20 protein-coding genes and 2 other RNA genes are annotated in these 22,689 nt (G+C 51.9%); 8 read left to right on the plus strand and 14 right to left on the minus strand.

The window, feature by feature from the left end:
- Both OQV04_RS16595 and OQV04_RS16600 read left to right on the plus strand, forming a co-directional pair.
- Positions 1-70, plus strand: a non-coding RNA gene (locus OQV04_RS16595) — RtT sRNA; the annotation flags it as partial.
- A gap of 47 nt (positions 71-117) precedes the next feature.
- A non-coding RNA gene (locus OQV04_RS16600) (RtT sRNA) lies at positions 118-249 on the plus strand.
- 183 nt (positions 250-432) lie between these two features.
- On the opposite strand, the gene narI is transcribed toward OQV04_RS16600, so the two are convergent.
- The 5 genes from narI to narK form a co-directional block, all read right to left on the minus strand.
- On the minus strand, positions 433-1,110 hold the full coding sequence (gene narI / locus OQV04_RS16605) for a respiratory nitrate reductase subunit gamma (protein ID WP_151322901.1): 678 nt from the start codon (positions 1,108-1,110) through the stop codon (positions 433-435).
- Positions 1,110-1,820: a nitrate reductase molybdenum cofactor assembly chaperone gene (narJ, locus tag OQV04_RS16610; protein ID WP_000571687.1), complete on the minus strand. Its 711-nt coding sequence runs from the start codon at positions 1,818-1,820 to the stop codon at positions 1,110-1,112. Before narJ ends, narI begins: the two co-directional genes overlap by 1 nt.
- On the minus strand, positions 1,817-3,355 hold the full coding sequence (gene narH / locus OQV04_RS16615; protein WP_000702660.1) for a nitrate reductase subunit beta: 1,539 nt from the start codon (positions 3,353-3,355) through the stop codon (positions 1,817-1,819). The genes narJ and narH overlap by 4 nt, the downstream gene beginning before the upstream one ends.
- Entirely contained in the window at positions 3,352-7,095 is a 3,744-nt protein-coding gene (locus tag OQV04_RS16620; RefSeq protein WP_000032935.1) for a nitrate reductase subunit alpha, read from the minus strand. The genes narH and OQV04_RS16620 overlap by 4 nt, the downstream gene beginning before the upstream one ends.
- A gap of 392 nt (positions 7,096-7,487) precedes the next feature.
- Complete coding sequence (narK, locus tag OQV04_RS16625) at positions 7,488-8,879, minus strand: nitrate transporter NarK (protein ID WP_000019827.1); 1,392 nt, start codon at positions 8,877-8,879, stop codon at positions 7,488-7,490.
- 338 nt (positions 8,880-9,217) lie between these two features.
- Between narK and narX the strand changes: the two genes are divergently transcribed.
- Both narX and narL read left to right on the plus strand, forming a co-directional pair.
- Positions 9,218-11,014, plus strand: a complete 1,797-nt coding sequence (gene narX / locus OQV04_RS16630; protein WP_000918073.1) for a nitrate/nitrite two-component system sensor histidine kinase NarX — start codon at positions 9,218-9,220, stop codon at positions 11,012-11,014.
- Positions 11,007-11,657 (plus strand): two-component system response regulator NarL, encoded by a 651-nt coding sequence (narL, locus tag OQV04_RS16635; RefSeq protein WP_000070491.1) that lies wholly within the window; start codon positions 11,007-11,009, stop codon positions 11,655-11,657. The genes narX and narL overlap by 8 nt, the downstream gene beginning before the upstream one ends.
- Here narL and ychO read toward each other — a convergent pair whose 3' ends face one another.
- Positions 11,658-13,052 carry an inverse autotransporter invasin YchO gene (gene ychO, locus OQV04_RS16640; RefSeq protein ID WP_001718153.1) on the minus strand — a complete coding sequence of 465 codons (1,395 nt, stop codon included), beginning with the start codon at positions 13,050-13,052 and terminating at the stop codon, positions 11,658-11,660. It abuts the gene before it with no gap.
- Positions 13,053-13,237: 185 nt separating this feature from the next.
- On the opposite strand from ychO, the gene ychN reads away from it, so the two are divergent.
- On the plus strand, positions 13,238-13,591 hold the full coding sequence (gene ychN, locus OQV04_RS16645) for a DsrE/F sulfur relay family protein YchN (protein ID WP_001169669.1): 354 nt from the start codon (positions 13,238-13,240) through the stop codon (positions 13,589-13,591).
- A 43-nt stretch (positions 13,592-13,634) separates the two neighbouring features.
- Here ychN and chaC read toward each other — a convergent pair whose 3' ends face one another.
- Together chaC and chaB are read right to left on the minus strand one after the other, a co-directional pair.
- On the minus strand, positions 13,635-14,330 hold the full coding sequence (gene chaC / locus OQV04_RS16650) for a glutathione-specific gamma-glutamylcyclotransferase (protein ID WP_001718152.1): 696 nt from the start codon (positions 14,328-14,330) through the stop codon (positions 13,635-13,637).
- Positions 14,331-14,487: 157 nt separating this feature from the next.
- The gene (gene chaB, locus OQV04_RS16655) at positions 14,488-14,718 is read right to left on the minus strand and encodes a putative cation transport regulator ChaB (protein WP_001146444.1); all 231 of its coding nucleotides are present in this window, start codon (positions 14,716-14,718) and stop codon (positions 14,488-14,490) included.
- Positions 14,719-14,987: 269 nt separating this feature from the next.
- Between chaB and chaA the strand changes: the two genes are divergently transcribed.
- The 3 genes from chaA to OQV04_RS16670 all read left to right on the plus strand — a co-directional run bounded on the left by chaA (position 14,988) and on the right by OQV04_RS16670 (position 17,136).
- Positions 14,988-16,088 carry a sodium-potassium/proton antiporter ChaA gene (chaA, locus tag OQV04_RS16660; protein WP_001301956.1) on the plus strand — a complete coding sequence of 367 codons (1,101 nt, stop codon included), beginning with the start codon at positions 14,988-14,990 and terminating at the stop codon, positions 16,086-16,088.
- 404 nt (positions 16,089-16,492) lie between these two features.
- Positions 16,493-16,600: a type I toxin-antitoxin system toxin Ldr family protein gene (locus OQV04_RS16665; protein WP_000170963.1), complete on the plus strand. Its 108-nt coding sequence runs from the start codon at positions 16,493-16,495 to the stop codon at positions 16,598-16,600.
- A gap of 428 nt (positions 16,601-17,028) precedes the next feature.
- Positions 17,029-17,136, plus strand: a complete 108-nt coding sequence (locus OQV04_RS16670) for a type I toxin-antitoxin system toxin Ldr family protein (protein ID WP_000170955.1) — start codon at positions 17,029-17,031, stop codon at positions 17,134-17,136.
- A gap of 147 nt (positions 17,137-17,283) precedes the next feature.
- Here the strand turns inward: OQV04_RS16670 and kdsA are convergent, their stop codons facing one another.
- From kdsA to hemA, 6 genes are read right to left on the minus strand one after another with little or no spacing between them, the layout of a single operon-like run.
- The gene (gene kdsA, locus OQV04_RS16675) at positions 17,284-18,138 is read right to left on the minus strand and encodes a 3-deoxy-8-phosphooctulonate synthase (protein ID WP_000811065.1); all 855 of its coding nucleotides are present in this window, start codon (positions 18,136-18,138) and stop codon (positions 17,284-17,286) included.
- A 35-nt stretch (positions 18,139-18,173) separates the two neighbouring features.
- Positions 18,174-18,983 carry an invasion regulator SirB1 gene (gene sirB1, locus OQV04_RS16680; RefSeq protein WP_001257044.1) on the minus strand — a complete coding sequence of 270 codons (810 nt, stop codon included), beginning with the start codon at positions 18,981-18,983 and terminating at the stop codon, positions 18,174-18,176.
- A 3-nt stretch (positions 18,984-18,986) separates the two neighbouring features.
- Complete coding sequence (sirB2, locus tag OQV04_RS16685; protein ID WP_000200378.1) at positions 18,987-19,379, minus strand: invasion regulator SirB2; 393 nt, start codon at positions 19,377-19,379, stop codon at positions 18,987-18,989.
- Positions 19,376-20,209, minus strand: a complete 834-nt coding sequence (gene prmC, locus OQV04_RS16690) for a peptide chain release factor N(5)-glutamine methyltransferase (protein WP_000456467.1) — start codon at positions 20,207-20,209, stop codon at positions 19,376-19,378. Before prmC ends, sirB2 begins: the two co-directional genes overlap by 4 nt.
- Complete coding sequence (gene prfA / locus OQV04_RS16695) at positions 20,209-21,291, minus strand: peptide chain release factor 1 (RefSeq protein ID WP_000804726.1); 1,083 nt, start codon at positions 21,289-21,291, stop codon at positions 20,209-20,211. Before prfA ends, prmC begins: the two co-directional genes overlap by 1 nt.
- A gap of 41 nt (positions 21,292-21,332) precedes the next feature.
- Positions 21,333-22,589 (minus strand): glutamyl-tRNA reductase, encoded by a 1,257-nt coding sequence (gene hemA / locus OQV04_RS16700; protein ID WP_000173196.1) that lies wholly within the window; start codon positions 22,587-22,589, stop codon positions 21,333-21,335.
- Positions 22,590-22,689: the final 100 nt, after the last annotated feature.

Consider the following 22,689-nt stretch of genomic DNA (forward strand, 5'->3'; position numbering starts at 1 on the left):
AGAGCGTTGCCGCAGGCAACGACCCGAAGGGCGAAGCGCGCAGCGCTGAGTAATCCTTCCCCCACCACCATCACTTTTCAAAAGTCCGTAAACTCTCAAACGAATCCGCAATTAAATATTCTGCCCATGCGGGGAAGGATGAGAAGCTTCGACCAAGGTTCGACTCGAGCGCCAATGAGAAAGCGTTGCCGCAGGCAACGACCCGAAGGGCGAAGCGCGCAGCGCTGAGTAATCCTTCCCCCACCACCATTTCTTCCTGAAATACTCAAAACCTGTTACTCCGAGCTAATTCTGCCCGATGGCACCGCGTTTACCGGACCTACAATATCCTCCCCTGTAGGTCGGATAAGCGAAGCGCATCCGACAACTCACCCCGCACCGTGCCCATAAAAAAACCCCGCCGAAGCAGGGTCTATGTGAACTAAAATTCGCTTAGTGACGAGCGCGCACCAGCTGGTACTTACGTGTCAGATACTCCACCGGTACGCTCCAGATGTGTACCAGACGCGAGAACGGGAACAGCAGGAATAACGTCATCCCCAGCACCAGGTGTAGACGGAAGATAAACGCCACACCATCGAGGTGTTGAGAAGCGCCACCGTGGAAGGTCACCACCGACTGCGCCCAGCCAACCAGTTTCAGCATCTCGCTACCGTCCATATGCTGAGCGGAGAATGGAATGGTCAGCAGGCCCAGCGCGCACTGGATAACGAGCAGCGACAGGATCAGGATATCCGCTCCGGTAGTGGTTGCACGCACGCGTGGGCTGAACAGACGACGCTTAAGCAACAGCACGCCGCCAATCAGACACAGCACGCCGCTGGCACCACCAGCAAACATCGCCATTTTCTGTTTCACTTCAATCGGCAGCCAGGCTTCATACATCCAGTGCGGCGTCAGCATACCGAAGAAGTGACCGACAAAAATCCCCAGAATACCGATATGGAACAGGTTCGACGCCAGGTTCATCCCTTTGCGATCCAGCATCTGGCTGGACGCCGCGCGCCAGGTGTACTGCCCGTAGTCATAACGCAGCCAGCTACCAATCAGGAAGACCGCCCCGGCTATATACGGGTAGATATCAAAGAAGAACATATTCAGGAATTGCATTAGTGCTGTCCTCCGGTGGTGATATTCAGATATTGCGGCGCGACGGCACCGGCAAAGCGACGCTGATGAGCAGTGATTGCTGAATCACCGCAGCCTTTGTCAGCAAAGAATTTAACCTGCTCTTCTTCCCAGACAGCATCCAGCGCCTGCGGCGTATCATCACGCGCTTCGTCGGCAATTTTTTCCGCCACTTTGTCGCTGTCGATAGCGGTATTGGCCAATTTCAGCAGCAGATCAAACAGCACGGCATAACGGCTTTCACGCTGTTGCAGACGCGCGCTCAGCAATGCCAGAATCGGCGCGATATCTTTCAAACCTTCCACGGCTTCGCTTTGCGGCAGCTGCGACAGGTACTCCAGATACAGCGGCAGATGATCCGGCAATTCGCGGCTGTTTAACTGCAAGCCGTGCTGCTCGTACTGCGCCAGCAGGTCCACCATCGCCTGGCCGCGGTCGCGGGATTCGCCGTGCACATGTTCAAACAGCAACAGTGACGTGGCGCGGCCACGGTCGAACAGTTCGCTGTACTGCGCCTGGGCATCGAGCGGATCCATCGTCGTTAAATCGCGCAGGAAAATGCCCAGCGCATGGGCATCCTCTTTTGGCAGATTTTTCGACGCGGCAATCGCCTCAAACATCTCTTGTTGATGCTGCCATAAGGCAGCATCCGGATATTCAAGGAGACGCGATACAATCACGAGTTCGATCATGGATGCGGCTCCGTTTTGCTGGTCACATCGATGGCATCGATACGACGGCTGTTGAACAGATTGAATTTGGTATCTGAACCGTGGCAGCCATCACCAAAGGTAAAGCCGCAGCCATTTTTCTCCGGGAAGGCTTCCCGTGCCAGTTCACGATGACTACTCGGCACCACAAAGCGATCTTCGTAGTTAGCAATCGCCAGATAACGGTACATCTCCTGTGCCTGGGCTTCGGTCAGACCGACCTCTTCCAGCGCACGGGTATCAACTTTACCGTCAACGGTTTCAGCACGTTTGTAATGACGCATCGCCAGCATACGTTTCAGCGCGCGCAGTACCGGTTTGGTATCACCGGCGGTCAGCAGATTCGCCAGATATTGTACCGGAATACGCAGGCTTTCGACGTCTGGCAGAATGCCGTTGCTACCCAGCTCACCCGCGTCTGCTGCAGACTGAATCGGAGACAGAGGCGGCACGTACCAGACCATCGGCAGTGTGCGATATTCTGGATGCAGCGGCAGCGCCAGTTTCCATTCCATTGCCATTTTATAAACCGGCGACTGCTGTGCAGCTTCAATAACGCTCAGCGGAATACCGTCTTTAATCGCCTGCTCGATGACTTTCGGATCGTTCGGATCGAGGAACACCTCCAGCTGACGCTGGTAGAGATCTTTCTCGTTCTCGGTGCTGGCTGCACGTTCAATCGCGTCGGCATCGTACAGCAGCACGCCAAGATAACGGATACGACCGACACAGGTTTCTGAGCACACGGTCGGCTGACCCGCTTCAATACGCGGATAGCAGAAGATGCACTTCTCAGACTTACCGCTCTTCCAGTTGAAGTAGATTTTTTTGTACGGGCATCCGGTGATGCACATACGCCAGCCACGGCATTTATCCTGGTCGATCAGGACGATGCCATCTTCTTCACGCTTGTAAATCGCACCGCTCGGGCAAGTCGCCACACATGCCGGGTTCAGGCAGTGTTCGCACAGGCGCGGCAAATACATCATGAAGGTGTTTTCGAACTGGCTATACATCGCCTTCTGGATGTTGTCGAAGTTCTTGTCTTTCGCCAGTTTGTCAAACTCACCGCCCAGGTCATCTTCCCAGTTCGGCCCTTTTTCGATTTTCGCCATCCGTTCCCCGGTAATCAGCGAACGCGGACGGGCAATCGGCTGCGATTTGCTGCCTTCCGGCGCGGTATGCAGGTTCTGATAGTCAAAATCGAACGGCTCGTAATAATCGTCGATCCCCGGCAGATGCGGGTTAGCGAAGATTTTACCCAGCAGCATGGCACGGTTACCCATGCGCGGCTGCAGTTTGCCGTTGATTTTACGGATCCAGCCGCCTTTGTATTTTTCCTGGTTTTCCCAGTCAGTCGGGAAGCCCTGGCCCGGCTTGGTTTCCACGTTGTTGAACCACGCGTATTCCACGCCTTCACGGCTGGTCCAGACGTTTTTACAGGTAACTGAACAGGTGTGGCAGCCGATGCACTTATCGAGATTCAGCACCATGCCGACTTGTGAACGAATTTTCATTTTACGCTCTCCTGTACCTGGTCATTGCCTTCGCCATCTAACCAGTCAATGTTCTTCATCTTACGCACTACAACAAACTCATCGCGGTTAGAACCTACGGTGCCGTAGTAGTTAAAGCCGTATGCCAGATGGGCATAGCCGCCGATCATATGCGTCGGTTTCGGCGTGATACGGGTGACCGAGTTATGGATACCACCACGCTGTTGGGTAATTTCCGAACCAGGCAGGTTAACGATACGTTCCTGCGCGTGGTACATCATGGTCATCCCTGCCGGAACACGCTGGCTGACAACCGCACGGGCAGTCAGAGCACCGTTGCTGTTGAATACTTCAATCCAGTCGTTATCGGCGATACCCAGATCTTTGGCATCGGCTTCACTCAACCAGACCACCGGACCACCGCGACCTAAAGTCAGCATCAGCAGGTTGTCGCTGTAGGTGGAGTGGATACCCCACTTCTGGTGCGGCGTCAGGAAGTTGAGCGCTTTTTCCGGGTTGCCGTTGGATTTCTGGCCTATCACTTCTTTCACCGAACGGGTGTCGATCGGCGGACGATAAACCAGCAGGCTTTCACCGAAATCACGCATCCACTGGTGATCCTGATACAGTTGCTGACGACCAGAGAGCGTACGCCATGGGATCAGCTCGTGAACGTTGGTGTAACCGGCGTTGTAAGAAACGTGTTCATCTTCCAGACCAGACCAGGTCGGGCTGGAGATAATTTTGCGCGGCTGTGCCTGAATATCGCGGAAGCGGATCTTCTCGTCTTCTTTATTCAGCGCCAGATGCGTATGGTCACGACCGGTAAATTCGCTCAGGGCAGCCCAGGCTTTCACGGCTACCTGACCGTTGGTTTCCGGTGCCAGTGTCAGGATCATCTCTGCCGCATCAATTGCGGTGTTCAGCATCGGCTGGCCTTTCGCCGGACCTTCCGCTTTGGTGTAGTTGAGCTTACGCAGCAGATCCATCTCGCTCTGGGTGTTCCAGGCAATCCCTTTACCGCCGTTACCGATTTTCTCCATCAGCGGGCCGATAGAGGTAAAGCGTTCGTAAGTTGCCGGATAATCGCGCTCTACGACCATAATGTGCGGTGCAGTTTTGCCTGGGATCAGGTCGCATTCGCCTTTTTTCCAGTCTTTCACATCCAGCGGCTGCGCCAGTTCAGCGGCAGAGTCGTGCTGGATAGGCAGCGTGACGATGTCGGTTTCTTTACCCAGATGGCCGACGCACACTTCGGAGAATTTCTTCGCGATGGCTTTGTAGATTTCCCAGTCGCTTTTCGCTTCCCAGGCCGGATCGACCGCCGCAGATAGCGGGTGAATAAACGGATGCATATCCGAAGTATTCATGTCGTCTTTTTCGTACCAGGTCGCCGTCGGCAAAATGATGTCGGAATAGAGACAGGTGCTCGACAGACGGAAGTCCAGCGTAACCACCAGATCCAGCTTGCCTTCCAGACCATTGTCCTGCCAGTCCACTTCTTCCGGCTTCACGCCGCCCTGCTGCCCCAGATCTTTACCCTGGATACCGTGCTCCGTCCCCAGCAGGTACTTGAGCATAAACTCATGACCTTTACCGGAAGAACCGAGCAGGTTAGAACGCCAGATGAACAGGTTGCGCGGGTGGTTTTTACCGTTTTCTGGTTGTTCTGCCGCAAAACGGATGGAACCCTCTTTCAGGGATTTCACCGTATAGTCCACCGGATTCATCCCGGCTTTTTCCGCTTCGCCAGCGATAGTCAGCGGGTTAGTGCCTAACTGCGGTGCAGACGGCAGCCAGCCCATGCGTTCTGCACGGACGTTAAAGTCGATCAGGTGTCCGGTATAACGGGATTTATCCGCCATCGGCGACAGCAACTCTTCCGCAGTCACGGTTTCATAACGCCACTGGCTGGAGTGGTTATAGAAATAAGAAGTGCTGTTCATGTGACGCGCCGGACGCTGCCAGTCAAGGGCAAACGCCAGCGGCTGCCAGCCGGTTTGCGGACGCAGTTTTTCCTGACCTACATAGTGCGCCCAGCCGCCCCCGCTCTGACCGACACAGCCGCAGAAAATCAGCATGTTGATCAGACCACGATAGTTCATATCGAGGTGATACCAGTGGTTCAGCCCCGCACCGACGATAATCATCGAACGACCGTGCGTTTTATCAGCGTTATCGGCAAATTCACGGGCGATGCGAATAATCTGGCTGCGAGAAACGCCGGTAATCTGCTCGGCCCAGGCCGGGGTATAAGCTTTCACATCGTCATAGCTGGTTGCACAGTTAACGTCGTTCAGGCCACGTTCCAGACCGTAGTTTGCCAGCGTCAGATCGTAAACGGTGGTCACCAGAGCGGTGCTGCCGTCAGCCAGTTGCAGGCGTTTCACCGGCAGCTTGTGCAGGAGCACGTTTTCCAGTTCCACTTTGTTGAAGTGTTCCGTGCCGTCGCCACCAAAGTACGGGAAGCCCACCTCAGCGATCTCATCCTGGCTACCCAGCAGGCTCAGTTGCAGCTCGGTTTCTTCGCCAGTTTTGCCGTCGCGCTGCTCAAGATTCCATTTGCCCTTCTCGCCCCAGCGGAAGCCAATAGAACCGTTCGGCGCAACCATTTCGCCATTGGTATTAAAGGCGACAGTTTTCCATTCCGGATTGTTTTCCTGACCCAGCGCATCCACCAGATCAGCAGCGCGCAGCATACGACCTGCAGCGTAGTAACCGTCGCGTTCTTCCAGCATCACCAGCATCGGCATGTCGGTGTAGCGACGCACATAGTCGGTGAAATACTGGCTTGGGTTGTCGAGGTGGAATTCACGCAGCATTACGTGGCCCATCGCCAGCGCCATTGCCGCATCGGTGCCCTGTTTCGGTGCCAGCCACAGATCGCACAGTTTGGCGATTTCAGCGTAGTCTGGTGTGACGGCAACAGTTTTGGTGCCTTTGTAACGCACTTCAGTAAAGAAGTGAGCATCCGGGGTACGCGTCTGCGGCACGTTTGAACCCCAGGCGATGATGTAGCTGGAGTTGTACCAGTCAGCAGATTCCGGTACGTCAGTTTGCTCGCCCCAGGTTTGCGGAGACGCAGGAGGCAGGTCGCAGTACCAGTCGTAGAAGCTTAAGCAAGTACCGCCAATCAGCGAGAGATAGCGTGCACCCGATGCGTAAGAAACCATCGACATTGCCGGAATTGGCGAGAAACCAGCAACACGGTCCGGGCCGTAGTTTTTGATGGTGTAAACGTTAGATGCGGCGATCAGTTCGTTCACCTCCTGCCAGGAAGAACGAACAAAACCACCGCGTCCACGCGCCTGCTTAAAGCTTTTCGCTTTATCGGCGTCTTCAATGATAGAAGCCCATGCCTCAACCGGATCGCTATGCAGCGCCTTCGCTTCACGCCACATTTTCATAAGGCGTTTGCGCATCATCGGGTATTTCAGGCGGTTGGCACTGTAAAGATACCAGGAGTAGCTGGCACCGCGCGGGCAGCCGCGAGGTTCATGGTTTGGCAGATCCGGACGGGTACGCGGATAGTCAGTCTGCTGGGTTTCCCAGGTGACCAGACCGTTTTTGACGTAGATTTTCCAGCTGCAGGAGCCGGTGCAGTTTACCCCGTGGGTAGAGCGGACGATTTTGTCATGCTGCCAACGCTGGCGATATCCATCCTCCCAGTCACGGTTGGTATTGAGAAGCTGGCCATGCCCATCGGCAAAGGTTTCACCCTTCTGTTTGAAGTAGCGAAACCGGTCCAGGAATTTACTCATCGGTTTTCTCCTGTGGGAGCCTGTCGGCCCTCTGATAAATCGACATTGCTAATGTTTAAGGGCAAGATAACGCTCTGAAACAGCGTGGGAATTGATAACGATCAAGAGTGATGGGGATGAAAAATAAAGTAAATTCCTAAGATACCCCTTTAGGATAATTAACAGTTACAGCATAACATGCTGTAAATTAAGACGTTTTATACCTGTAGTTATTTAAACTATTAAGATTTTTATGCAAATGGGTATTAAGGAGTATTCCCCATGGGTAACATATTAAAGGCTCTTAATGAAATCCGGCGAAATAAACCATATAACATTAGTATGTTGTAACTAAATGACGCATAAAAAAAGCGCGACATCATGCCGCGCAAAGGATAATCAAATATTAAGATTTATTTTTTAGAATGCCGACCATATACCGCCCAAGTAATCACTACGCAGGCGATATAGAAAATCAAAAATACTTTCATTGCGCCGACTGGCGAACCCGTTAATGCCAGCGAGCTACCGAACGCTTTCGGGATAAAGAAGCCACCAATCGCGCCAATCGCAGAGATGAAACCCAACGCCGCCGCCGTGTCGGTTGCCGCTTCACGCATCGCACGTTCGTCAGACCCCCCTTCTGCTTTCACGCGATCCATTGTCAGTTTACGGAAGATCACTGAAATCATCTGGAAAGTGGAACCACTACCCAGCCCAGCTGTCAGGAACAGCGCCAGGAAGACCGCGAAGAACGCCATGAAGCTCCCGCCCTGCCCGTCAGTCGGTAAGGTCAGGAACAGCAGGCCGCTGAAAATCGCCATCAGAATAAAGTTCACCAGCGTGACACGAGTTCCGCCCAGACGGTCAGATAATGCACCACCTGCAGAACGCGCCAGCGCACCAATAAACGGCCCGAAGAAAGCGTATTGCAGAATCTGAACATCCGGGAACTGCGTTTTTGACAGCATCGCAAAGCCCGCGGAGAAGCCGATAAAGGAGCCGAAGGTTGCCAGATACAGCAGGCTCATAATCCACAGATGCCCCCGTTTGAGTACCGGCAACTGCTCCTTGATGGAGGCTTTCGAGGTAGCAAGATCGTTCATGCCAAACCACGCCGCAATGGTGAAGATGGCAAGGAACGGCACCCATATCCAGGACGCATTCGCCAGATACAGCTCAGTCCCATCCGGCTGTTTGACGCCCTGGCTACCAAATACTGCGAAAATCGACAGTGATACCACCAGCGGAGCAACCAACTGCATGACGCTGACGCCCATGTTGCCCAGACCACCATTCAGACCCAGCGCGCCACCCTGCTTCTGTTTCGGAAAGAAGAAGCTGATGTTTGCCATACTGGAAGCGAAGTTCGCGCCAGCAAAGCCGCACAGCAGAGAGATGATGATGAAGACGCTATAAGGCGTGGAGGTATCCTGCACGGCAAACCCCAGCCAGACGCAAGGAATAATCAGAATACCGGTGCTGAACGCCGTCCAGCGACGACCACCGAAGATAGGAACCATAAAGGAGTATGGAACACGTAATAACGCGCCAGAAACCGAAGGCAGCGCAGTCAACATAAATAGCTGATCGGTCGTAAAATTAAAACCGACTTTCGGTAAGTTCACCGCAACAGCGCTGAACAACATCCATACGCAAAACGCCAGCAGCAGACAGGGAACGGAAATCCACAGGTTGCGGCTGGCAATACGTTGACCGCGTTGTTGCCAGAACGCAGGATCTTCCGGTCGCCAATCTGTAATGACAGCTCCAGTAGCCCTTTCGGGGGCGGATGAGTGACTCATAGACACCTCTGATACTCGTTTCGATGTCTGCCACCTTAGTGTCTGTAGCTAAAGGCAATTTGATGTAAATCAAACGATAAGATAACTTTATCTATCATTGATATTTATCATTACCCATAGTGAGTACAGTGATTTCATAAAAATTATGAGATTTTTCACGGTGCTGTAGAATCCCTACCCTTACCGATGTAAAGCGACTAACCACACGGCAAATAAGGAGTAACCCTTTCCGGGTATGGGTATACTTCAGCCAATAGCCGAGAATACTGCCATTCCAGAATGTATCGTCACATTCATTAAGGTTATTGCTCATTTAAAGCCTGAAGGAAGAGGTTTACATGCTTAAACGTTGTCTCTCTCCGCTCACCCTGGTTAATCAGGTTGCGCTTATTGTGTTGCTTTCTACTGCTATTGGACTGGCAGGGATGGCGGTTTCTGGCTGGCTGGTGCAAGGCGTTCAGGGCAGCGCCCATGCGATCAACAAAGCGGGATCGCTGCGCATGCAAAGTTACCGTCTGTTGGCAGCAGTGCCATTAAGCGAGAAAGACAAGCCCTTAATTAAAGAGATGGAACAAACGGCATTTAGCGCCGAGTTGACTCGAGCAGCAGAACGAGACGGACAACTGGCGCAATTACAGGGTTTACAAGATTACTGGCGTAATGAACTGATCCCTGCGCTGATGCGGGCACAAAACCGAGAAACGGTATCAGCGGATGTCAGCCAGTTTGTTGCCGGGCTTGATCAGCTGGTATCTGGTTTTGACCGCACCACGGAAATGCGTATTGAGACAGTGGTACTGGTCCATCGGGTAATGGCGGTATTTATGGCACTTTTACTGGTGTTCACTATTATCTGGTTGCGGGCGCGACTGCTACAACCGTGGCGGCAACTGCTGGCAATGGCGAGTGCCGTCAGCCATCGCGATTTTACCCAACGCGCAAACATCAGCGGGCGCAACGAAATGGCGATGCTTGGAACTGCGTTGAACAATATGTCTGCAGAACTGGCCGAAAGTTATGCCGTACTTGAGCAGCGGGTTCAGGAGAAAACCGCCGGGCTGGAGCATAAAAATCAGATCCTCTCTTTTTTATGGCAGGCTAACCGCCGTTTGCATTCCCGCGCCCCGCTGTGTGAACGCCTGTCACCTGTACTCAACGGCTTACAGAATTTAACCCTGCTACGTGATATCGAACTGCGGGTGTATGACACTGATGATGAAGAGAATCATCAGGAGTTTACCTGCCAGCCAGATATGACTTGTGATGATAAAGGCTGCCAGCTCTGCCCGCGCGGCGTATTACCCGTTGGTGATCGCGGCACGACCCTGAAGTGGCGGCTGGCTGACTCTCATACGCAGTACGGTATTTTGCTGGCGACCCTGCCGCAGGGGCGTCATCTTAGCCATGATCAACAACAACTGGTGGATACCCTGGTTGAACAACTCACCGCCACGCTGGCGCTGGATCGCCATCAGGAACGTCAGCAACAGTTGATCGTTATGGAAGAGCGTGCCACCATTGCGCGCGAACTGCATGATTCTATTGCCCAATCTCTCTCTTGCATGAAGATGCAGGTGAGTTGTTTACAGATGCAGGGCGATGCGCTGCCAGAAAGCAGCCGCGAACTGTTAAGTCAGATCCGTAACGAACTGAATGCATCCTGGGCGCAGTTGCGTGAATTGCTCACCACATTCCGCTTGCAGCTCACCGAGCCTGGATTACGTCCGGCGCTGGAGGCGAGTTGCGAAGAGTACAGCGCCAAATTTGGCTTCCCGGTGAAGCTGGATTATCAATTGCCGCCTCGTCTGGTGCCTTCGCATCAGGCAATCCACTTGTTGCAAATTGCCCGTGAGGCATTAAGTAACGCCCTCAAACATTCGCAAGCGAGTGAGGTCGTGGTGACGGTGGCGCAAAACGATAATCAGGTCAAACTGACCGTCCAGGATAACGGCTGCGGCGTGCCTGAAAATGCCATCCGCAGCAATCACTACGGCATGATAATAATGCGCGACCGTGCGCAAAGTTTACGAGGCGATTGCCGCGTCCGCCGTCGTGAATCAGGTGGCACCGAAGTGGTGGTCACCTTTATTCCCGAAAAAACTTTCACAGACGTCCAAGGAGATACCCATGAGTAATCAGGAACCGGCTACTATCCTGCTGATTGACGATCACCCGATGCTGCGAACTGGCGTAAAACAGCTTATCAGTATGGCACCAGATATCACCGTGGTTGGCGAAGCGAGTAATGGCGAACAGGGTATTGAACTGGCGGAATCTCTTGATCCCGATCTGATCCTGTTAGATCTCAATATGCCCGGCATGAACGGTCTGGAAACGCTGGATAAACTGCGCGAAAAGTCCCTCTCAGGGCGCATTGTGGTATTCAGCGTCTCTAACCATGAAGAAGATGTGGTCACCGCACTGAAACGCGGCGCGGATGGCTATCTGTTAAAAGATATGGAACCGGAAGATCTGCTGAAAGCATTGCATCAGGCAGCTGCTGGCGAAATGGTATTAAGCGAAGCATTAACGCCTGTTCTGGCCGCCAGCTTGCGCGCTAACCGTGCCACGACTGAGCGCGATGTTAACCAGTTAACCCCACGCGAGCGCGATATTCTCAAGCTGATTGCCCAGGGTTTGCCGAACAAGATGATTGCCCGCCGCCTGGACATCACCGAAAGCACAGTAAAAGTGCACGTCAAGCACATGCTGAAGAAAATGAAGCTCAAGTCTCGCGTGGAAGCAGCGGTATGGGTGCATCAGGAGCGCATTTTCTGATTACGGTTCCCAGCGCAGTTCGTCGTTTGACAATGCGTCGAACGGTTCGACAAGCGTTAGCGTGATCTCATTGGAGGAGACACGCTGCCCCTGGTTATCTTCCACCACCACCGACAATCGCCAGTGATTGCTCGCCCCTTCCCCGTTCTGCCAGTCAGGCATGATCAGCGTCCAGCCCTCCGCGCTGTTGGCTTGTGCGCCCGGCGTCAAACTTAATATCTGCGTATCGCCCTGCCAAATCAGTTGCCGAATACCGTAACGACTGCGGATTTGTAATTTCAGCGGCACTGTTTCGCCAGGTTTTAGATCCCACGGCGGTGTCGCCAGAAACACCGTTAACGTTTTTCGCTGTCGGTACTCAAGAGTCGGTAGATTATTTCGCTGCGGATTATCATAGCGACTACCACGTAACGACTGACTTTCGGCAACCTCGCCCGCAGAAAGTTGTTTTTTGAGCGGTACACCAAAGCGGTAATTAAGATTCAGTCCGAGGTTATTTTGATTTTCGCCACTTTCACCCTGTTTATGCTGGGCCGTCACAGTGACTAATGGCACAGGGGTGTAATTTAATCCCAGACTCAACGCGACGGGATTGTGATAACCCGTACCAGAGTTAAACAAATCAACACGATCACCAAAATACTGTTCTACGCTGACACTGGTATTGAGGTGTTGATAGAACGGCATGCGCATCCGGGCTGTCAGGTCGTACCCGCGCGCCATCCGTTGTTCCTGCGTGGCTGTCTGTTCATGCCATGCAGCAAACGGCTGATAAAAGTTTGCCGATAGTCGCAAATATTCGCCCCACGCTTCGGCACCAAAGCCCGCTCGCTGAAGATTTTCATCCAGCAAGTTGTCATAAAAAGTGTTATAACCCACCAGCCAGCTGCCGCGCGCCCAGCGTTGCCCAACGCCCACATTGCTCACCAGCCCATCATCCTGCTGAGTAAGACCAAGCTGGCTCCAGGTGAGATAACGATCATTATCTTGTAACGGCACAAACCAGCTTCCACGACTGCCGGTAAAATGACCTTCGTTATCCACTTTGACGTCAACACTGGCATTTCCCCACGGTGATAGCCACGACTCTACGTGCTGATTAACCTGTTGACTAAGCGCGTCGCGGACTTTTCCCAATGCGAAAGCTTTTGCCTGCTCGCCAGTATCCAGCCCGTTATCATTCATACTGGTTTCGCCGAAATCTTTCACAATTTCAGCAAAGTGTTTTTCCCCATCATGATTTTCAGGTGCCATGCCTAAATCCGGCAGACCATCATTGTTATTATCAAAGGGATTTGCCGCTTTTTGCTCGAAGGTAGATTGTGCGTTAGCTGTACCGCCTGCCGCCAGCAAGAGTAAATAAAACGGAATAATGCGAGGAACGAAACGGCTCAAAACGTCGGTAACTTCCGGTAAAAAATGAAAAACCATAGCCTTAAAGAATAACGATTACTGGCAACTTTTGTCGTATTTTCTCGCGCTTTCAGGAAAATCCTTAAAAATGTGACCGATTGGTCAGACGCTGCAGAAGCAGTAAGATAGAAGATGAGTGTCTAATTCCCTGAATACAGGAGTAAATAATGCAAAAAATCGTGATCGTTGCCAATGGCGCACCTTACGGGAGCGAATCCTTGTTTAACAGCTTGCGGCTGGCCATTGCGTTACGAGAGCAGGAGAGCAATCTGGATCTGCGTCTGTTCCTGATGTCTGATGCGGTCACAGCCGGGTTGCGCGGGCAAAAACCAGGGGAAGGCTACAACATTCAGCAAATGCTGGAGATCCTTACCGCTCAGAATGTACCGGTGAAATTGTGCAAAACCTGTACCGACGGGCGCGGGATTAGTACACTTCCTCTGATTGATGGGGTGGAAATCGGTACTCTTGTGGAACTGGCGCAATGGACGCTGTCAGCCGATAAAGTGCTCACATTTTAATGTTTAAGGGGGCGTCTGACGCCCCACGATGAGGGAAGTTTACTCAGGCGAATCCCGGCCGTAACACACCATCCGGAAAATTCTCCGCCAGCAGTTTTTTTACCGATACCAGCAAATCATTCAGCCCATCGTCCTGCATTCCCAGTTTGATAAGCTCCTGTTCCAGTGAAAACAGGTATTGTGCGTTGGTTCCCAGCGGACCGCTCGCCGCCGCAATCAACGGCGCGATGACCTGAGCGCGAGTGTCAGATTCATATTCTGGATGTCGCGGGTCCATAATAAACACAATGGCGTTTACTGTGCGTCCATCATCAAGATCAAGCTGACACCAGGTTGGCAGATAACAGCCGGTAATCATCTCGCGCTTCCACAACAGGGTTAGTTCCTGCTCCAGCGTCTCTTCTGGCAGTCGATAGGCGACGCCTGTGGTGCGTCCGCCCTCTTTCAGTGCAAGCATCCGTCCCGGCTGGAGCGCAGTCCCGCGCCCGGCGGTCAGGCGCAGGCAAAACGCACGATGCCATCCAACCAGTGTACCGGTGCACGACTCGGTAAACTCCAGTGCCGGATTCCACATCAACGATCCATAACCGAAGATCCACACCGGTCCCTCATCAGGTCGACAAGCCAGCGTCGCCGCCAGCGAAGCCGCCCGTTGTTCTGCTGACCATAAGAGTGATTCTTCAATGGCACCAAATGCCGTTTTACAATCGGCATTCATCAAGAAATCACGCGTTATCACCTTACACCTCCGCCACTGCATACTTCCCTGCAACAACTATTTGGTGTCTTCCGGACATTTTTACTGCTCATTTTGAAACCACTAACGGGACAATATGCAATCCACGGACCACTTGCAAGGCAACACCGCACGAATAGCTTTAACTAAGCTACCGGTTTTACGATTTTTTATGCCATTTATCATCATCCCCTTTGGCATATTCATGCTTCACAGCAGCCCAGGCCACTTTATGCGCGGTTTCTTCGCGACTGGCGTCATCACGCCGATCTTCTTTATCTTTATATTGATCCCATGCGCTGTTGAACGCTTCTTTATAGATATCCTGGGCATGAGACGGTAGAACGTGCTTTACGCTTTCCGGCAGGTCGCTTTTCGTTTTATACGGCATCGTTGACTCCTTTTACAAAGTTGAACATTAAGTGTGGTCAACAATATCTACTCTTGCCAAAACATAAGAATTTTCATGTCAGACTGTTCTTAAGAAACGCTAAAACAAACATTGTCTAAACGTATTACTTATTTTTATGTCCCAATGAGTAAAAAATCGACAACGGGGTAAAAATTCGTAAAATGTTACCGATATCCAGACACTTTCTGTTATTTTTCCTACCTATTTTTTACATTTTCGATAAATTCATCTGCAAAGGGATAACCATAATGTCAAATGCTCAAGAGGCGGTAAAAACCCGCCACAAGGAGACTTCGCTTATTTTCCCGGTTCTGGCGCTGGTAGTGCTGTTCCTGTGGGGAAGCAGCCAGACACTACCAGTGGTCATTGCCATCAATCTTCTTGCGCTTATTGGTATTTTAAGTAGCGCCTTTAGTGTTGTCCGTCATGCGGACGTATTAGCCCATCGCCTGGGAGAACCTTACGGTTCGCTTATTCTTAGCCTTTCAGTGGTTATTCTTGAAGTCAGTTTGATTTCAGCTTTAATGGCAACCGGCGACGCCGCGCCAACGCTAATGCGTGATACGCTCTATTCGATCATTATGATTGTTACCGGTGGGCTGGTCGGCTTTTCATTATTGTTGGGCGGTCGTAAGTTTGCCACCCAATATATGAATCTGTTTGGTATTAAGCAGTATTTAATTGCGCTGTTCCCCCTGGCGATAATCGTACTGGTATTTCCAATGGCTCTGCCTGCGGCGAATTTTTCAACCGGTCAGGCGTTACTGGTAGCATTAATTTCTGCGGCAATGTATGGCGTATTTTTGCTGATCCAGACCAAAACGCATCAAAGTTTGTTTGTCTACGAGCACGAAGATGACAGTGATGACGACGACCCGCACCACGGTAAACCGTCTGCCCATAGCAGCCTGTGGCATGCTATCTGGTTGATTATCCACCTGATTGCCGTTATTGCAGTCACCAAAATGAACGCCAGCCCGCTGGAGACTTTGCTCGACAGCATGAATGCCCCTGTCGCCTTTACTGGCTTCCTGGTGGCACTGTTGATTCTGTCGCCGGAAGGTTTAGGTGCATTAAAAGCAGTGTTGAACAACCAGGTCCAGCGCGCGATGAATCTGTTCTTTGGTTCAGTGTTAGCAACAATTTCGCTTACCGTACCTGTCGTCACGCTAATTGCATTTATGACGGGTAACGAATTGCAGTTTGCACTTGGTGCGCCAGAAATGGTGGTGATGGTGGCCTCTTTAGTGCTGTGCCATATCTCCTTCTCCACCGGACGTACTAACGTGCTCAATGGCGCAGCGCATCTGGCACTGTTTGCCGCCTATTTGATGACGATATTTGCCTGACAGTTATATCTCCTCCGATGACGGAAATCGGGGGAGATAATATAAATTCCTGCTTATTGTATTTCTTCATACTACCTGGACAGGTCGTTAATCAGAATTGCGAGCCTGTACCACAACCTGCACGAAACCACTGCAACAGCTGTTGAAAAGCCGGAATGTACTCTTTATTGCAAACATTTCAGGGATGAAGTGAAGATGAATTGAGACGTAGTATCCACACCAAGCCGGCGTTATCCGGTGAGGCGCAATGTTGCGGGGGCTTTATCCCTGGTGGCATTGGTTGCTGGAAAGAGAAAACCCCCGCACGTTGAGAGGTAAAACCTGACAACAAAACGGGGGCTAATCTTGAAACCAGACACTTCAAGAATAGCCGCAAAATGTTGTCATTACAACAAGGCGGCTATATGACGCTCGCGCAGTTTGCCATGACTTTCTGGCACGACCTGGCGGCACCGATCCTGGCGGGAATTATTACCGCAGCGATTGTCGGCTGGTGGCGTAACCGGAAGTAAGGTGAAAACGGGCGTCAGGCTGCCGTGATGGCAATATGCGCCCGAAACCGGCCGCAGGGGTAACAGCCTGCGGCCATTTTTGTCTTTATCACTTCCACAAGTAAATATTGGCAACCCGAGCTGGAAGCATCATCCAGAGCACTCATGAAACGACTGTAACAGCTGTTGAAAAACCGGAATGCACTCTTCATTGCAAACATTTCAGGGATGAAGTGAAGATGAATTGAGTCGTAGTATCCACACCAAGCCGGCGTTATCCGGTGAGGCGCAATGTTGCGGGGGCTTTATCCCTGGTGGCATTGGTTGCTGGAAAGAGAAAACCCCCGCACGTTGAGAGGTAAAACCTGACAACAGAACGGGGGCTAATCTTGAACCATCAACAATTCAAGAATAGCCGCAAAATGTTGTCATTACAACAAGGCGGCTATATGACGCTCGCGCAGTTTGCCATGATTTTCTGGCACGACCTGGCAGCACCGATCCTGGCGGGAATTATTACCGCAGCGATTGTCAGCTGGTGGCGTAACCGGAAGTAAGATGAAAACGGGCGTCAGGCTGCCGTGATGGCAATATGCGCCCGAAACCGGCCGCAGGGGTAACAGCCTGCGGCCCTTTTTGTATCCGGCACCCATAAAAAAAGTCTTAACGCAGAACGCTAAGACTTTATTTTTCAAACAAAAAGATTACTTGCTGGTATCCAGTTCTTCGAAACCTTTCACCAGATCATCAATCGCTTTCATCTGCTTGAGGAACGGTTCCAGTTTAGCCAGCGGCAGCGCGGATGGACCATCACATTTCGCATGTTCCGGATCCGGATGCGCTTCAATAAACAGCCCCGCCAGACCTACCGCCATACCGGCTCGTGCCAGCTCAGCCACCTGAGCACGACGACCGCCGGAAGCTGCGCCAAAAGGATCGCGGCATTGCAGTGCGTGGGTCACGTCGAAAATCACCGGCGAGTTACCAGACACTTTCTTCATAATGCTGAAGCCCAGCATATCGACAACCAGGTTGTCATAGCCGAAGTTAGCACCGCGATCGCAAAGAATCACTTTTTCGTTGCCGCCTTCTTTGAATTTATCAACGATATTACCCATCTGTCCCGGGCTGACAAACTGTGGTTTCTTGACGTTAATTACCGCACCGGTTTTCGCCATGGCTTCAACCAGGTCAGTCTGGCGAGCAAGAAACGCCGGCAACTGAATCACATCCACGACATCAGCAACGGGCTGTGCCTGACTTGGTTCGTGAACGTCGGTGATAATTTTCACGCCAAAAGTCTGCTTCAACTCCTGGAAGATTTTCATCCCTTCTTCCAGGCCCGGTCCACGATAAGAGTGGATGGAGGAGCGGTTGGCTTTGTCAAAAGAGGCTTTGAACACGTAAGGGATACCCAGTTTCTGGGTCACGGTTACGTAGTGCTCGCAAATGCGCATCGCCAGATCGCGAGATTCCAGCACGTTCATACCACCAAACAGTACGAACGGCAGGTCATTTGCTACGTTGATGTCGCCAATGCTAACCACTTTTTGTTTCATAGGATCGCCTTAATCTTGAGTAAAATGTCGATTAATTAATGCAGCACAATATGTTTATGCGCGATGTTATTTATTTGCGCACGGATCATTTCGCTGATCGGGTCTTCCGGACACTGTTCAACGAAATAACTTAAATCGTTCAACGCAACGTGTTCGCAATCCAGTTGCGCATAAATCAACCCGCGATCGCGAATTTCATAGGGATCTTCAGGGTTGAATTGTAATAAAGCTTCGCTGGTGCGTAACGCCAGCTCCATCTGATTTTCTTCCATCAACGAGGCTTTGAGTGTATCCAGCAATTTGCGGATTACCTCAATGTTATCAGCTTCATCAAGGTCTTCATAAAACAGTTCCGCCGACGGGCTGATATTTCCCTTTAACCATACGTCCAGCATATGTTCGCTTAACGATTCACCGTTAAAAGGATTAATCAGCCAAATTTCGCCATCCGGACATTCAATGCGCAATATCAGCTGCGTAGGGAAAATCACCGGCAGCAGCGGCAAATCGAGACGATTCGCGACCCATAATAAAACCGCACCTAATGATACCGCACTGCCCTGTCGATTCTTTAACACCTGGTCCAGCCATAATGCATCGGAAAGACGATAAACGCCGCGTGAGGCTTTAAATCCCCAGTCGCCGTAAAACAGCGCGATCAGTTTTTCCAGCTGCTCTTCTAAAGGCAGAAGCTGGCTGATTTCTTCCTTCGCCAGACTAACGAGACGCTCCAGTTCGTCGTAAACATCTTGCGAGGGAAAATCGCGGCGGATTGCTTCGCAAGCCAGGATCATGCCTTCGCACAATGGCGCTTTATTAAATTCGAAATCAGCTAACGATCTCATGACTTACCCCAGTAACGGTACTTTTGTGGTGGCGAGTTTAATGATGATGTACAGCACCACCAACGCCAGCGGGAAGGCAATAATGCGCGCCTGCTGACTGTGCATACGACGATAATCGAGTGCAATAAAACCCAAAACGATATAAATGATAACTCCAAACAGCTTTTCAGTCAGCCACTGTGCCTGCCCGGAAAATGGCAGGATGTGCGCTTTAGCCATCAACGCAATGCCGCTTAACAATAACACCGTATCGACAACCGGCGGCACAATGCGCGTCCAGCGAGCAAATGCCTGTGGATGCTTCTGATAACGTAGCCAGAAACGTAAGGTTAATAGCCCAACAGAAAGCGCGATACTAATAAGATGAACACTAAGCAGTGTAGAAAAACTTGTCATTGATAATAGCGGCCGAGCGTTACGCGCTCGTTATCACCATAGTCACGGCAGGTTTCGACGTCATGATACCCCGCGAGGATAAATGCCTGTCGCACCGCTTCGCCCTGCTGCCAGCCATGTTCCAGAAGCAGAAAGCCGCCGGATACCAGCGCGTTACGCGACTGTTCGATGATATGCACGATGTCTGCCATTCCACTGTCTGCCGCAACCAGCGCAGTGAGCGGCTCAAAGCGGACATCGCCTTGTTGAAGATGTGGGTCCTGCTCGTCAATATACGGCGGATTGCTGACAATCATCGCAAACTGCTGCCCGGCTAGCGCGCTAAACCAGTCGCTTTGCAGAATGTGGATATTTTTGATCGCCAGATGCTGGGCATTACGTTGTGCCAGGGAGACAGCATCAGGCATACGATCTACAGCGATAATTTCGCAGTCCGGGCGCTCGCTAGCCAGCGCAAGCGCAATCGCCCCGGTACCCGTCCCGAGATCGAGAATACGGCAAGGTTGTTCAGGCAACCGCGCCAGTGCCTGCTCCACCAGACACTCCGTATCCGGGCGCGGAATTAAGGTCGCTGGCGAAACAAATAACGGCAACGACCAGAATTCTCGCACCCCGGTTAAATGAGCAATGGGTTCACCATCGCGACGACGTGTCAGTAGCGCATCAAGTTGCTGACATTGTTCGTCAGTCAGCTGCGTTTCACCAAAGGCGAGAATAAAAGTACGCCCTCTGCCGGTAACATGCTCCAGCAGGATTTCAGCATCACGCCGCGGGCTTTCGCTCGCCTGAAGTTGGCTTATTGCTTCACGTAACCAGTGTTGATATTCCATTATTCCTGCTCGGACAACGCCGCCAGTTGGTCGGCCTGATGTTCCTGGATAATCGGTTCAATCAGCATATCCAGCTTACCTTCCATCACTTCATCCAGGCGGTAGAGCGTCAGGTTGATGCGGTGATCGGTAACGCGCCCCTGCGGGAAATTGTAAGTACGGTTACGGTCGCTGCGATCGCCACTCCCCAGCAGGTTACGACGGGTAGACGCTTCGGCCTGTTGCCGTTTTGCCATTTCAGCAGCGTGGATGCGAGCACCGAGTACAGAAAGTGCTTTAGCTTTGTTTTTATGTTGTGAACGTTCGTCCTGACATTCAACAACAATCCCGGTCGGCAAGTGAGTAATACGAATTGCCGAATCGGTGGTGTTAACGTGCTGACCACCCGCCCCTGACGAGCGAAAAGTATCAATGCGTAAATCTGCTGGGTTGATGTCCGGCAGTTCTGCGTCAGGCAGTTCTGGCATTACCGCAACGGTACAAGCAGAAGTATGAATACGACCCTGCGATTCCGTAGCAGGAACACGCTGCACGCGATGACCGCCAGATTCGAATTTCAAACGACCATATACACCATCACCGCTAATTTTGGCGATGATCTCTTTATAACCACCATGTTCACCCTCGCTGGCGCTCATGATTTCTACCCGCCAGCGGCGGGCTTCGGCATAACGGCTGTACATACGGAACAGATCGCCCGCGAACAGCGCCGCTTCGTCGCCGCCGGTTCCGGCTCGGACTTCGAGGAAGGCGTTACGTTCGTCATCAGGATCTTTTGGCAGTAACAGAACCTGTAATTGCTGTTCCAGTTGCTCGCTTTTTTCTTTAGCTTCGCGCAGTTCATCCTGCGCCATCTCACGCATTTCAGGATCATCGAGCATCATCTGTGCGGTTTCGATATCTTCCTGAACCTGTTGCCAGTCGGTAAAACAGCGCGAAACATCACTTAACTGCGCATATTCGCGTGATAATGCGCGAAAACGTTCCTGGTCGGCGATAGTTTGCGCGTCACCCAGCAACGCCTGAACTTCTTCATGGCGTTCATGCAGGGCTTCCAGTTTGGCAACGATAGAAGGCTTCATAGGCGTAAATGCACCCTGTAAAAAAAGAAAATGATGTACTGCTACTCCAGCCCGAGGCTGTCGCGCAGAATATTCAGGCGTTCGTTATCCCCGTCACGGGCAGCCTGTTGAAGTGATTTCGTTGGCGCATGGATCAAGCGGTTAGTCAGTTTCCATGCCAGATCCTGCATAATGGCTTGCGCGTCGCCGCCCTGCTCAAGGGCCGCTAACGCTTTGGCGGTTAACTCATCGCGAACGTGCTCTGCCTGGCTGCGATACTCGCGAATGGTTTCGCTGGCGCTTTGTGCTCGCAGCCACGCCATAAATTCGCTGGTTTCCTGAGCGACAATAGTTTCCGCCTCAACCGCTGCGGCTTTACGTTGCGCCAGGTTGTGTGAAATGATGCTTTGCAGATCATCAACGCTATAAAGATAAGCATTCGCCAGTTTGCCAACTTCCGGCTCAACATCGCGCGGAACGGCAATATCCACCAACAGCATTGGTTGGTTGCGACGGCTTTTTAATGCGCGCTCCACCATGCCTTTCCCGATAATCGGTAACGGGCTGGCGGTGGAACTGATGATGATATCGGCTTCGCGCAGACGTTCGTCGATATCACTCAGGGCAATCACTTCCGCGCCGACTTCATCTGCCAGAATTTGGGCACGTTCGCGAGTGCGGTTGGCGATAATCATCTTCTGTACTTTATGTTCGCGCAGATGACGCGCTACCAGCTCGATGGTTTCGCCCGCGCCTACCAGCAACACTGTGACCGTAGAGAGCGATTCAAAGATCTGCCGCGCCAGCGTACAAGCCGCAAAAGCGACAGACACAGCGCTGGCACCGATATCTGTTTCAGTGCGAACGCGTTTCGCTACAGAGAAAGATTTCTGGAACATGCGTTCCAGTTCGCTGGCCTTCATATGGCCTTTTTGCGAATCGGCAAACGCTTTTTTAACCTGACCGAGGATCTGCGGCTCCCCAAGAACCAGTGAATCCAGGCCGCTGGCAACACGCATTAAATGGCTAACCGCGTCGTTATCCTGATGCCAGTAGAGGCTTTTACGCAGATCTTCTTCATTAAGATTGTGATAATCGCAAAGCCAGCGGATTAACGCCTCTTGCAGGTTATCCTGCTCTTCAACGCTAAGATAAAGTTCCGTGCGGTTGCACGTCGACAGCACCACGCCGCCCTGCACCATCGGCTGCGCAAGCAGGCTGTCAAGCGCCTGATCGAGCTTATCCGGCGAAAACGATACACGTTCTCGCAGCGATACAGGTGCCGTTTTATGGTTGATACCGAGTGCTAAAAGGGTCATGTCTGCGGGAAATAATACCAACGTTGATAGGGTTAGTCTGCTTGCATCATACAGGATGCGTAAGATCAATAAAAGAGAGCGCCCCCTTTTGGAGTAATTG

It is taken from the genome of Escherichia sp. Lx600-2, from assembly GCF_036662595.1.
GTDB lineage: Bacteria > Pseudomonadota > Gammaproteobacteria > Enterobacterales > Enterobacteriaceae > Escherichia > Escherichia coli.

Excerpts from the sequence above, each read along its gene's own strand:
- narI (WP_151322901.1), bottom strand. The coding sequence starts at position 1,110 with ATGCAATTCCTGAATATGTTCTTCTTTGATATCTACCCGTATATAGCC.
- narJ (WP_000571687.1), bottom strand. The coding sequence starts at position 1,820 with ATGATCGAACTCGTGATTGTATCGCGTCTCCTTGAATATCCGGATGCT.
- narH (WP_000702660.1), bottom strand. The coding sequence starts at position 3,355 with ATGAAAATTCGTTCACAAGTCGGCATGGTGCTGAATCTCGATAAGTGC.
- OQV04_RS16620 (WP_000032935.1), bottom strand. The coding sequence starts at position 7,095 with ATGAGTAAATTCCTGGACCGGTTTCGCTACTTCAAACAGAAGGGTGAA.
- narK (WP_000019827.1), bottom strand. The coding sequence starts at position 8,879 with ATGAGTCACTCATCCGCCCCCGAAAGGGCTACTGGAGCTGTCATTACA.
- narX (WP_000918073.1), top strand. The coding sequence starts at position 9,218 with ATGCTTAAACGTTGTCTCTCTCCGCTCACCCTGGTTAATCAGGTTGCG.
- narL (WP_000070491.1), top strand. The coding sequence starts at position 11,007 with ATGAGTAATCAGGAACCGGCTACTATCCTGCTGATTGACGATCACCCG.
- ychN (WP_001169669.1), top strand. The coding sequence starts at position 13,238 with ATGCAAAAAATCGTGATCGTTGCCAATGGCGCACCTTACGGGAGCGAA.
- chaB (WP_001146444.1), bottom strand. The coding sequence starts at position 14,718 with ATGCCGTATAAAACGAAAAGCGACCTGCCGGAAAGCGTAAAGCACGTT.
- chaA (WP_001301956.1), top strand. The coding sequence starts at position 14,988 with ATGTCAAATGCTCAAGAGGCGGTAAAAACCCGCCACAAGGAGACTTCG.
- OQV04_RS16665 (WP_000170963.1), top strand. The coding sequence starts at position 16,493 with ATGACGCTCGCGCAGTTTGCCATGACTTTCTGGCACGACCTGGCGGCA.
- OQV04_RS16670 (WP_000170955.1), top strand. The coding sequence starts at position 17,029 with ATGACGCTCGCGCAGTTTGCCATGATTTTCTGGCACGACCTGGCAGCA.
- kdsA (WP_000811065.1), bottom strand. The coding sequence starts at position 18,138 with ATGAAACAAAAAGTGGTTAGCATTGGCGACATCAACGTAGCAAATGAC.
- sirB1 (WP_001257044.1), bottom strand. The coding sequence starts at position 18,983 with ATGAGATCGTTAGCTGATTTCGAATTTAATAAAGCGCCATTGTGCGAA.
- sirB2 (WP_000200378.1), bottom strand. The coding sequence starts at position 19,379 with ATGACAAGTTTTTCTACACTGCTTAGTGTTCATCTTATTAGTATCGCG.
- prmC (WP_000456467.1), bottom strand. The coding sequence starts at position 20,209 with ATGGAATATCAACACTGGTTACGTGAAGCAATAAGCCAACTTCAGGCG.
- prfA (WP_000804726.1), bottom strand. The coding sequence starts at position 21,291 with ATGAAGCCTTCTATCGTTGCCAAACTGGAAGCCCTGCATGAACGCCAT.
- hemA (WP_000173196.1), bottom strand. The coding sequence starts at position 22,589 with ATGACCCTTTTAGCACTCGGTATCAACCATAAAACGGCACCTGTATCG.